Source organism: Streptomyces sp. HmicA12, assembly GCF_000373565.1.
In the GTDB taxonomy this organism is placed as follows: Bacteria; Actinomycetota; Actinomycetes; order Streptomycetales; family Streptomycetaceae; genus Streptomyces.
In genome coordinates, this window is sequence record NZ_KB891819.1 from 47,261 (window position 1) to 58,482 (window position 11,222).

The 11,222-nt window shown below is 70.2% G+C and carries 9 protein-coding genes; 6 read left to right on the forward strand and 3 right to left on the reverse strand.

The window, feature by feature from the left end:
* Positions 1 to 79 precede the first annotated feature (79 nt).
* From B072_RS0126215 to B072_RS0126235, 5 genes are all read left to right on the forward strand, one after another.
* A complete protein-coding gene (locus B072_RS0126215) occupies positions 80 to 397 on the forward strand; it encodes a hypothetical protein (RefSeq protein ID WP_018532921.1) in 318 nt (105 codons plus the stop codon).
* Between the two features lie 106 nt (positions 398 to 503).
* Positions 504 to 2,042, forward strand: a complete 1,539-nt coding sequence (locus B072_RS48785; RefSeq protein WP_051127301.1) for a WXG100 family type VII secretion target — start codon at positions 504 to 506, stop codon at positions 2,040 to 2,042.
* An 86-nt stretch (positions 2,043 to 2,128) separates the two neighbouring features.
* Complete coding sequence (locus B072_RS0126225) at positions 2,129 to 3,541, forward strand: S8 family serine peptidase (RefSeq protein WP_018532922.1); 1,413 nt, start codon at positions 2,129 to 2,131, stop codon at positions 3,539 to 3,541.
* Between the two features lie 232 nt (positions 3,542 to 3,773).
* Positions 3,774 to 4,085 carry a DUF397 domain-containing protein gene (locus B072_RS0126230; protein ID WP_018532923.1) on the forward strand — a complete coding sequence of 104 codons (312 nt, stop codon included), beginning with the start codon at positions 3,774 to 3,776 and terminating at the stop codon, positions 4,083 to 4,085.
* 222 nt (positions 4,086 to 4,307) lie between these two features.
* Positions 4,308 to 4,568: a chaplin gene (locus B072_RS0126235; protein WP_018532924.1), complete on the forward strand. Its 261-nt coding sequence runs from the start codon at positions 4,308 to 4,310 to the stop codon at positions 4,566 to 4,568.
* 53 nt (positions 4,569 to 4,621) lie between these two features.
* On the opposite strand, the gene B072_RS0126240 is transcribed toward B072_RS0126235, so the two are convergent.
* From B072_RS0126240 to B072_RS0126250, 3 genes are all read right to left on the reverse strand, one after another.
* Entirely contained in the window at positions 4,622 to 6,760 is a 2,139-nt protein-coding gene (locus B072_RS0126240; protein ID WP_018532925.1) for a serine/threonine-protein kinase, read from the reverse strand.
* 79 nt (positions 6,761 to 6,839) lie between these two features.
* Complete coding sequence (locus tag B072_RS44150) at positions 6,840 to 9,089, reverse strand: protein kinase domain-containing protein (protein WP_026246316.1); 2,250 nt, start codon at positions 9,087 to 9,089, stop codon at positions 6,840 to 6,842.
* Positions 9,090 to 9,199: 110 nt separating this feature from the next.
* On the reverse strand, positions 9,200 to 10,150 hold the full coding sequence (locus B072_RS0126250; RefSeq protein ID WP_106432943.1) for a serine/threonine protein kinase: 951 nt from the start codon (positions 10,148 to 10,150) through the stop codon (positions 9,200 to 9,202).
* Positions 10,151 to 10,467: 317 nt separating this feature from the next.
* Here B072_RS0126250 and B072_RS45725 point away from each other — a divergent pair.
* Positions 10,468 to 11,222, forward strand: a 755-nt coding sequence (locus tag B072_RS45725) for a hypothetical protein (RefSeq protein ID WP_018532873.1), incomplete at its 3' end; no start/stop codon positions are given.

The window sequence follows — 11,222 nt, forward strand, 5'->3', positions numbered from 1 at the left end:
CGTCAAGGCATGCACATGCAGGAGGCGTAAGTGGGCGCCGTGTGCGGGTCGTTGACGTTAACGGGGAGGACAGCCGGAGATGGCTGACGGGTACGAGGTCGATCTCGACGCGCTGGACCAGGTGGTCAAGGAGCTCAATCAGGTCCTGAAGGACATGGGTGGACCGAAGCGGAAGGCTGCGTACTCAACGTACGTTCCGAAGGCAGCACTGGGAAACTTCGACGAGGCGCAGAAGCTGGCCGACGCGCACGACGCCATGAAGACCCGGATCGAGCAGGACATGATCGCCAAGATCGAGAAGTTGATCGACAAGTTCGGCAGGAAGACGGAGAAGGCCCGCGGCGTCTACCAGGACGCGGAAGCGGACAACTCCATCACGGCAGACCGCAACGCGTAAGGGGGACGTGGCAATGGCTGTGGGATCTGGTGGTGCGCCCCGCGGTGAATCCGGCAGAGGGTTTGACACTCCGTTCAACACTAAGGACCTCGACACCCTGAAAGGCATGGTCAGCAGCGCCAATCCAGGTCTTCTCAGAGAGGTTTCACAGAGCTGGCAGGAGGTCCACGACGAACTCGTCGGCTCCGACGGGAACGGCGGGCTGCTGAAGCAGTTCAACGACTCGGTGAAGAAGGTTCTGGAGAGCTGGAAGGGCGACTCCGCCGAGAAGTTCGCGGAGGAGGCAGGAAGGATCGGCCAGGAGATGGCGGCCGGCGGCAACTCCGCGAAGTTCACTTCGGACGCGATGTTCTCCTCGGCGGACAACCTCGACCAGGTCATGACTGCGGTCGGAGACATAGACGTCAGCTGGTGGGACGAGGCCTGCGACTCCGTCAGCGACTACTTCAGCACCATGGATGGTGCGGACTTCGCCGCTGTGCTGGCAGCTCCTGCCAGCTTCGGTGCCTCCGCGATGGTCTCGCAGTACCGACACATGCAGGCTGCCCAGAGCGCTCACAGCAGCATCCAGGGGGACATCGCCAGCGGGATGTCGACCAAGAACGTCATCCAGAAGTGGGGTGACAGCATGGGCGCCAAGCAGGAGGCGTCTCTGCAGGCCGCTACGCACCTGGAAGAGCTGGCCAAGTCCTACAATTCGGCTTCGACGCAGTTGGGCGAGGGCGGCGGCCAAGACCACACCTTCCGCCCCCACCAAATCGACACAGGCGGCACGGGCGATACGGGCGTCTCGGGCTCCGGCGGCGTCAACCCCAGCATCCCCGGCGGTACCAGTATCCCCACGGGCTCGCTTGGCGGCGGTACCGGCGGCTCCGGCCTGGGCAGTGTGAATCCGCCCGACATTTCGACCATGCCCGCATCCGCCTCCGACATTTCGACGATGCCCGCATCCGGGTCGAACGCGTTCCCCGCTGGCGGCTCCGGAATCAATACAAATCTTGACAGTGCCGGCACCGGCATTGGTACGGGAGCCGGCGCAGGCATCGGCGGCGGAGCCGGTTCTGGACTAGGCGCAGGCGGAGGAATCGGTGCTGGAGCCGGCGGGGGCGTCGGCGGCGCGGGCGCCGGGCTCGGCGCCGGCGGCATGGCCGGCGGTCTGGCCGGTGGCATGGCGGGCGGCGCGGCTGGAGCCGGGCGGGCGGCAGGCGGAGCCGGTGCCGGACGAGGGGCAGGCGCGGCCGGACGTTCGGCCACCGGACGCGGCATGGGCGGCATGGGGGGCGGCGCGGGCGGCGCGGGCGCCGGCAAGGGTGGCCTCGGCGGCGCGGGCCGGACGGGCGCCTCGGCTCGCACGAAGGGCGGCGTGGTAGGCGCGGCCAAGGGCAAGACCGGCGGCGCGTTCACCCCTGGCGGCACGGGACTTCGCAACCGCGGCGCCGGCGCGGGCGGCACAGGAGCCGGAGCGGGCGCCAAGGGTCAGAACGGCCGCAACGGCATGGGCCCTGGTGGGGCAGCCGGTGGCCGCGGTGCCGGGAAGCAACGTGGCGAGGGCGGAAACAACAGCCGTCGTCCCGATTACCTCTACGAGGACGAAGAGACCTGGACGCCGAAGCAGCGCAAGGTCAACCCGCCCGTCATCGAGTGACCGGCTAGCCTTCGTGAGGCCCGTGACCATCTGGTCGCGGGCCTCACGGCCGACAGCACGGAATTAACCCAGAAAGGTGTCAGAGCATGCGCTTCACGCAAACGACGCTCCGCGCGGTGGGCGGCGCGGCGATGGTGGGAGCCCTCGTGCTCGGCACCGCCCCGACCGCCTCGGCGGACGCGACCAGAAACAGCCAGTGGCAGAACAAGGCTTTCGACATAGACGCCATCCACAAGGTCGCCACAGGTAAGGGCGTCACCGTCGCCGTTCTCGACGACGGTGTGGACGGCACTGCTCCCGACGTGACGGGCAACGTGCTGGAGGGGATGCGTTGTTCAGACGGCAAGCCCGCCAATCGGGAGACCCTCGACGACCACGGCACGGGCATGGCCTCGCTGATCGCCGGACACGGCCATGGGGCCGGGAACAGCGACGGCGTGCTGGGAATTGCTCCAGGCGCAAAGATCCTTCCCGTCGACATCTTCGCCACGGAAGGCGAAGGCCTCACTGCAACGCAGAAGAGCGCCTGCGGGTGGGACGAATCAATCCGCTACGCCGTCGACGAGGGTGCCGACGTCATCAGTATTTCCGTCTCCCAGGACTACGCAAACGAGAAGGTCAAGGAAGCTGTCGCCTACGCGATCGCCCACAACGTTGTGGTCGTTCAGTCCTCCGGCAACGAGGGAATTGAACAGAAGTCCGGCCTCGGCTCCATCCCCGGCGTCGTGGAAGTCGGCGGTTCTGTCCAAAACGGGACTCCCTGGGAAGAGCAGAACCACTCTCAAGAGCTCATGTTCACCGCCCCCGCCAAGGACATCGTCGTTGCGACCGGAAAGGGCGGGTACGAGGCTGACGGCAAGTTCATCAGTGGCGACTACGTCACCGGCGACGGAACCTCCATGTCCACCGCCATCGCCTCCGGCGCCTTCGCGTTGCTCAAGCAGAAGTTCCCGGACTACACCCCCGGTCAGTTGGTCAACCGCGTCATCAAGTCCACGTACATCGCCAAGGGCGTCGACAAGGCGAAGCTCCCCGACGAGTACCACGGCTACGGCGACCTGAGCCCGTACAAGGCGCTCACCGAGAACATCGCCAAGGGCAGTGAGAACGGCCCCTGGGACCTGTCCTCACTTCCCAAGACCGACAACGGCAACGGCAAGAGCGGCGCCGGTGCCTCCTCCTCCCCCGCCACCGGCGCAGCCGCCTCCGACGACAGTGACGACAGCAACTCGAACCCGATCCTCTTCGTCGGCATCGGCGTCGGCGCCCTCGTCGTCATCGTGCTGATCGTCGTCCTGGTCTCCCGCAAGAAGAACAACCGCGGTGGACCGGGTGGCCCTGGCGGCCCTGGTGGCCCCGCCGGTTGGGGTGGGCCCGGGGCCCCGCAGCAGCCTTACCAGAACCAGCCGTACCAACAGCAGCCGTACCAACAGCAGCCCGCTCCGGGCTCCTACGGCCAGCAGCCCCCGCAGCAGCAGAACGGCCCCTACGGCTACTGACCCCTCGCCCAGACGGCACGAAGAGGCCCATGACCACTCCTGGTCGCGGGCCTCACGCCTTCCGCCACCCATGGGGGCGCCCGCACACGTTCGCAGGTTCTCGGCGGTATCGGCTGGAAGGTCACCTGTCACGTCTCCGGTGCCGGCCGCCTGGCTCATCGGCCGTCGCCGCTGGTCAACTCTCGTTAAGCTGGCGGCGTTCAGCGCGAAGCGACGAAAGGGCTGATGCGGCGTGGGGACGAACAGTGAGGCGCCGAAGGAGACGCCGGAGGAGATCAAGGCCCGCAAGGAGCGCGAGAAGGACGAGCTGTACGCGCTCGACATCTCCGGTGTCGAGTGGCACAGCGCGCCCGGTACCGAGCAGCACGAGGAGCGTGTCGAGATCGCGTATCTGCCGGGCGGCGCCGTGGCGATGCGTTCGTCGCTGGAGCCCGACACGGTGCTGCGGTACACCGAGGCGGAGTGGACGGCGTTCGTGCTCGGCGCTCGCGACGGTGAGTTCGACCTGGAGCCGGCGCCGCACAACGGGGGGCTCGACGTCTAGATCGCCGGTCGGTCACCGCCGAGGCCCGAACTTCCCGCATTTTGAGGGGAGTTCGGGCCTTTGCCGGTTCGCGACGTCAACCGGGTACCGCTCAGCGGTACCCCCTCGGATGGTTTGGGCCGCCGCCCGTCCCGCTCTCGGCCTGAAGCGCCCCGCGCCGTGGCACCTTGGTCCGCGACGGGTGGGCACGAGGACGCCACCCGCAGTCGAGGGGAGTACAGCATGAAGATCCGTACCGCGGTCGTGGCGGCGTTCCTGGTGGCCGGCGGCGTGCTCGGCAGTGCGGGCGCGGCCGTTGCCCACGGGCACGGCCACGACCACGGCGGCGCGGCGGCCCAAGGAACGGCCGTCGGCTCCCCCGGCGTCCTGTCGGGCAACGTGATCCAGGTCCCGATCGACCTGAACATCAACGCCTGCGGCAACAGCATCAACGTCATCGGGCTGCTCAACCCGGCCGTGGGCAACACCTGTGTGAACCACTGACCGACGACGACGCCGCCGCTGAGCGCCCCTTGCCCGTGACGGGTGAGGGGCGCTCAGAAGACCGTGAACGCGTAGATCGCGCTGTCCGCCATGACGAAGACCCGGTTGCCGTCCGCGACGAGGTTCTGGTGGTCCGCGTGGGGCAGTTGGTAGCGCCAGGCGCGCTCGCCGTCGGAGGACCTCAGCGTGTTCACGTTCAGGCGCTTCTGGCTCGTGATCGAGCTGGTGGAGTCGAGTGACCAGGCGCCGTGGCCCTGGTGCAGCACCGGCCAGTTCTCGTCGGCGACCCAGTAGCCCCTCCACATCTCGCTGCCGTCGCGGGTGTCGAGGCGTCTCGGATAGTTGCCGCCGCAGACGTAGACCGCGCCGTCGGCCACGGTCGGCGGCCCCCAGTTCTCGCCCTCGTACTTGGGTTCCTTGATCTTGGCGGTCCAGACGACCTCGCCGTCGCTGAGCCTGCGGGCCTCCAGTGTCGGCCCGTTGATGTACACGGTGTCGCCGTCGACAGCGGGAGTCACGCTGACGTCCGTCGTGCTGGGCCGGGTCCAGGCCACGCTGCCGTCGCGGGTGTCGAGGACCAGCACCTTGCCGTTGGCCGTCACCAGCACGAGGCGCCCGCGTGCCGCGGAGGCCGTCAGCATCAGGCCCTGCTTCCGGAACTCGGCGGGTGCCTTGATGGTCCACCGGACCTTCGCGTCGGCCCGTCCGACGGCGCGTACCCGGCCGATCTTCGTCACGCAGTACACGGCATCCTCGTCGGCGGCGAGTACCGTCTCCGCCTCGGCGGCCGGGCAGGTCCACTTGGCGACACCGGTCGAGGCGACGTACGTGTACAAGGTGCCCTTCTCGTCCGCCGCGGCCACGAGCCGGTCCGACAGGGAGACGTAGCTCGCCCTCGGGCGGATGCGTGGTGCGTGCCAGCGGCGCTTCCCGGTGCGGACGTCGTACGCCGCGATGCCGCCGCTCGCCGCACCGAGGACGAGCACGTCGCGGACGGTGAGCAGGGTCGGCGAGTACGTGTCCGCCTCGTCGTCGAGGTTCCAGATGACGGACGGTCTGCCGACGGTGACCGAGGTACCGCCGATGTTCTTGTCGAGCGCCTCCTCGGGCGTGCTCACCGCGGGCGGAATGTCGAAGGGGTCACTGCTCACCGGCGATTCGGCGGCGCCGTCCGAGCCGCGGCCCGCGAGCCACCAGGCACCCGCGCCGCCGCCCGCCGCCACGACCACGCCGCCCGCGGCCAGGCCGGTGAGCAGTCGGCGCCGGCTCACGGACGGCACCGGTTCGGCTCCCGGCACACCCGTGACCTGGGTCGTCAACTGACGTGCGCCGCGCTCGCGTTCCTTGATGGCGTCGGCGAACGCGCCACGTCGCCAGGCCTGTTCGGCTCCTTTGGGCGGAGCCATCGCCGAGGCGATCTGCGCGGGCACCGGGCGCAGATCCGGGCTCTTGGCGAGGCACGGCGCGACGAGACCCGCCAACGCCGGTGACAGACCGGTGAGTTGGGGCTCGTCGTGGACCACGGCGTACTGGACCGCGGCCACGTGCCCGCCGTCGAAGGCGCGGCGTCCGGTCGCCGCGTACACGAGGACGGCGCCCAGCGAGAAGACGTCCGCGGGCGGTGCGACACGCTGTCCGAGCACTTGCTCGGGGGCGCCGTAGCCGGGCGTCACGGGCACCTGCCCGGTGGTGGTGAGCGTGAGTCCGTGCTCGGGCCTGGCGATGCCGAAGTCGATGATGCGCGGGCCTGTCGACGTCAGGACGATGTTCGGCGGCTTGAGGTCCCGGTGGACGAAGCCCGCCGCATGGATGTCGACGAGCGTGCGCGCGAGCGACGCGGCCAGGGCGCGCACGGCGGGCTCGGGCAGCGGGCCGAAGGTGTCGACGGCCTGGTCGAGGGTGAGCCCGGCCAGGAACTCGGTGGCGATCCACGGCCGTCCGCCCTCCGTCCACGCTCCGAGCACGGCGGCGACTCCTGCGCTGTGCACGGCCTGCGCGGCCTGCGCCTCGCGCACGAACCGCTGCGCGAGATGGGTGTCGTGGGCGAGTTGGGGCTTCAGGACCTTCACGGCGGCGAGGGTGCCGGTGGCGTCCTGGCCGACGTAGACCTTGCCCATGCCGCCCTCGCCGAGCACGCCGGTCAGGCGGTACGGGCCGAGGCGGAGGGGATCGCCGGTGCCTAGGGGATTCATGGGCGGGACTTTCTACGGGAGTTGGGGGCCTGATGCGGGGCAGGGCGGGGTGGTGCGGGCTGCAGGGCGCGGGGCGCGGCTACTTGAGCGGGTAGGCCCGCATCGACGTGTCCCCGACGCCGAGGACCAGTCGGTGCTTCTTGTCCTCGAAGTACGCGTAGGTGCTGCTGGTGACCTTGTACGTCCGGCCGATCTCGTGCTTCCCGGTCAGCTCGACGGCGCGCAGCAGCTGGCCGTTGCGGTAGTAGCCGTAGCGGGTGCCGATCACCGGGCACCACGCGGTGCTGGCATCGCTCACCTCGGGCGACGCCTCCTTCCACCGCAACTTGCCGCTGCGACCGTCCACCGCGGCGAACCCGTACCCCTTCCCGACCGCGTACACGACCGAGGATCCGGCCGAGGATCCGGCCGAGGACACGACCGTCGGCGGGCTGAACTCGGTCCCTTTCTCCGACGCCCACATCTGCTTCCCGTCGCTCAGCCGCAGCGCGATCAACTGATCGCCGCCGATGTACAGATGGGTGTCGTCCACGGCGAGCGGGCTGCGCAGCGGGCGTGGGTTCTTCACGCCGGCGTACGGCCGCTCCCACACGACGTCGCCGCTCGCCACGTCCCGTACGACGATGCGGACCGCGTTCTTGTCCATCTCCTGGAGCGTGACGAGCCGCTTGCCGACGACCTCGGCCGCGAGGAAGTGCAGCCGCGTGCTCTTGTCGGGCCGTCGGGGCAGCGGCTTGGACCACAGCGTCTTGCCGGTCCTGACGTCGGCGGCGCGCAGCGTGTAGCGGTCGCTCGCGTGGAATCCGTAGTCGTGGCTCTTGGCGGATCCGACCGCCGCGTAGACCGTCGTGCCGTCCATGCGGACGAGCTGCTGCCCGTACTCCGGGATCCCGTCGATCTCGAACACGGTGCCGGGGAACCACAGCGGGGTCTGCCGCGTGTACTTCTGGCTCTTGTCCCAGAACGTGACGCCGACCGGCTGCCGGTCGTGCTCGACGTGTTCGCTGGCGCTGAGCTGGTACTCCTGGTTGTCGACGACCGCGTACTGCCACCACCGGCTGTCGGTGAGCCGCTTCCATTCCTGTACGCCGTCGGAGGGGCGCAGGCCGTACGTCTCCGCGCCGTTGGGGACGACGATGACGTCGTCCGTGACGTACGGGACGGACGGGCCCCAGTCGTCGGTGAGTTGGCCGCGGGTGTACTCCCACACCGGGTCGGCGTTGAACCGCTGCTCGGTGGCGCCCTTGTCCACCGCCTCGCCCTTCCCTGACCCCTGCCCGGTGTCGCGCGAACTCCACCACCAGGCGCCGCCGCCTGCCAGCGCGGCGACCGCCACCGCTCCGCCGGCGGCCAGGAATCCGCGTCGCGACGTGCCGAGGGGGCGGGCCGCGGTCGAGGCGGGCGGTGTCGTGTCGGGCGTGACCGGCGGTGCGGCCGTCCGCTGCGGCGCGATCTGCCACACGTCCACGGCCCGCCGCCCGATCTCACCGAGCAGCGCGGGCGGCAGGTGCTCCACGAACTCGCCTCTGCCGTCGTGCAGTTGGGCGGCGAGTTGATCGGTGCTCGGACGCCGCGCCGGGTCCTTGTCCAGGCACTGCGCCAGTACGGGGACGAGGGCGGCCGGTACGCCGCTGAAGTCGGGCTCCCCGTACCGCACCCGGTACAGCAGATCGGCCGGCTGCCCGTGTCCGAAGGGACCGCTGCCCCGCGCCGCGTACACGAGGACTCCGGCCAGCGCGAACACGTCACCTGCGGCGGTGTGCTCCTGCGAGGTGGCCTGCTCCGGCGACATGAAGGCGGGGGTGCCGACGGCCGATCCGGTGTGGGTCAGGTGGATGTCGCCGATGGCTCGCGCGATACCGAAGTCGATGACCTTGGGCCCGTACGCGGTGACGATGATGTTGGACGGCTTGAGGTCCCGGTGCACCACGTCGCTGCGGTGCAACTGCCCGAGCGCCGCGCACAGTCCGGCACCCAGGGCCCGTACGGCCCGCTCGGTCAGGGGCCCCGAGTTCTCCACGGCCTCGTCGAGCGGCGGCCCGAGCACGTACTCGGTGGCGAGCCAGGGCGTCTCGGCGTACGGGTCGGCGTCGACGACCTTCGCCCCGAACTGCCCGCCGATGACCCGGGCCGCGTCGATCTCCAGGCGGAACCGGGTCCGCCCGGCGGGATCGGCGGCGACGGCGGCGTGCATGGTCTTGAGCGCGAGGGTCCGCCCGCCCGCGCTCCGGGCGACGTACACCGTGCCCATGCCGCCGCTGCCCAGGCGGGCGACGAGGCGGTACGGGCCGAGGGCCGCGGGGTCGTCGTGGGTGAGGGGGGAGGGCATGGGGACCTGGTCTCGTCGTCTGCGTCTTTACCGGTGTCGTCTGCTTCCGTACCGGCGTCGTCTGCTTCCGTACCGGTGGGGTACGTCGTCCGTAAGGGAGGGAAGGAAGGTCAGGGGGCGTACGGGAGAGGCCCGGCAGCCGTCTGCGGGACTTCCGCGTGGAGTACGGAGGCCGCCTGGTGCGCGAGGGCGGCGACGAGCCGTCCGGGCAGCCAGCCGGGACCGAGGAGAGCGGCGGAGCGGTCCGTGGTGCCGAACCCGATGTGCGGGGATGCACTCGCGCTCGGATCGGCTGGGGCCAACACGTCCACGATCTCCGCGAGTTGGGGCCGGTGGGCGGGATCCCGGGACAGACACCGCCCGACCGTCGAACGCAAGGAGGACGGCAACTCGGCGCTCTCCGGCGCCGCGTGTCCGGTGGCGGCGTAGGCGAGCGTGGCGCCGAGCGCGTACACGTCGCCGAGGGGCCGCGGCATTCCACCGCTGGTCTGCTCGGGCGCGCGGGCGCCGGGGTCGACGGTGTCGGGGGCCGCGGCCCGGACAGCGCCGTAGCAGCCGAGCCGGGGCCCGTCGAAGCTCAACAGGACGGCGGCGGGCGAGACTCCGGCGTGCACGAGCCCCTGCCCGTGGATCACGGAGAGGGTCTCGGCGAGGGCGACGCCCAGGGCCAGTACGGTCCGCTCGGGCAGCGGCCCCCCGTGCACCGCGAGCGCGGTGGGCAACGGCAGCACCGGCAGATACGGGCGCGCGCACCAGGCCCGCTCCCCCGGCCCGGACATCTCGACGGCCGGGAAGGCGGCGGGCCCGAGCAGGTAGCGCGACGCGTCGGCCTCGGCGAGGAACCGTCCGGGGTCGCTCCGCGGGTGCGGCGTGCTGAGGAGAACCGTGCGGTCGCCGTCGGGAGTGCGGGCGATGTGACGAATCTCGGAAACGGGCGGCTGTCCTGCGCCGGAGCCGTCGAGCCGGGTGACGACGACGTACGGTCCCGCCCGACGCACGGACTGCCCGCCGTACCCACCGCCCCCGCGCGCATCCGGGCCTGCCGCCTGTGGCGCCTGCATGTGCGTCGTCCCCTCCGCCCTCGACCTGGCGATGTCCCCCGCCTGTGGCACGTCGCGGCGATTTTAGTCGACGGCCCCTCTTTGGCCCCAGGGGCATCGGTGGCACCGAAGGTAACGGTGGCCCCAAGGGCACCGATGGCCACACCCTGTCCGAGTGCCCGCGGGACGGGAACCGGAGGGCGGAAGCGGCTGCCGACGTCCGAACGACGGTTGACCTGTTGTTCGGGGGGCTGGGTAAACTCGTGGCAAACTCGGGCCTGTTGGGGCGTGGGTGGTTGCGGGGACGCGGGGATACGGGTTTCGGGGGAGATGCCGTCGTGGCGATGATGTTGCCGGACGAGTTGGCCTGGCTGTTGGAGATGCTGGGGTTCGACTGGCCGACGGCCAATGAGGATCATCTGACGCAGTGTGCGGCGACCTGGCGGGAGTTCGGGGCGCAGGTCGGGGACATCCAGGCGTCGGCGGTGCAGTCGGCGGGCAATGTCACGGCGGACAATTACGGCGATGCGATCGACGCGTTCGTGGAGAAGTGGCAGGACTTCTCGGGTGGTTCGGGGTATCTGGACGATGCCCGGCAGGCCGCGGAGATGATCGCGTTCGTCTTCGACACGGCCGCGGTGCTGGTGATCGCGATGAAGATCGCGGTGATCATTCAGTTGACGGTGCTGGCGATCCAGATCGCGGTGGCGGCGGCGACGGCGGTGGTGACGTTCGGGTTGTCGGGTGCGGCGTCGGCGGCGTTGACGCAGGTGACCCGGGTCGCGGTCCGCAAGATCCTCAAGGAGACCGCGGAGGCGGTCCTGGAGGCGGTCCTGGAGGCGGTGAAGGAGCCGTTCGTCTCGGCGCTGGAGGAGATGAGCAAGGACCTCATCGCGCAGACCGTGAACCAGGGCTTCGGCGCGCAGGACGGCTACAACCTGGGGCGCACGGCGGATGCGGGCAAGACGGCGGTCAAGGACGGCTTCGACAACTTCGGCGCGACGCTGGGCGAATCACTGCGGGACGGGGCCGGGGGCCGGGCCGGGCATCACGCGCGCAGCGGGCTGGATCATGCGGCGGGGAACACGTCGTC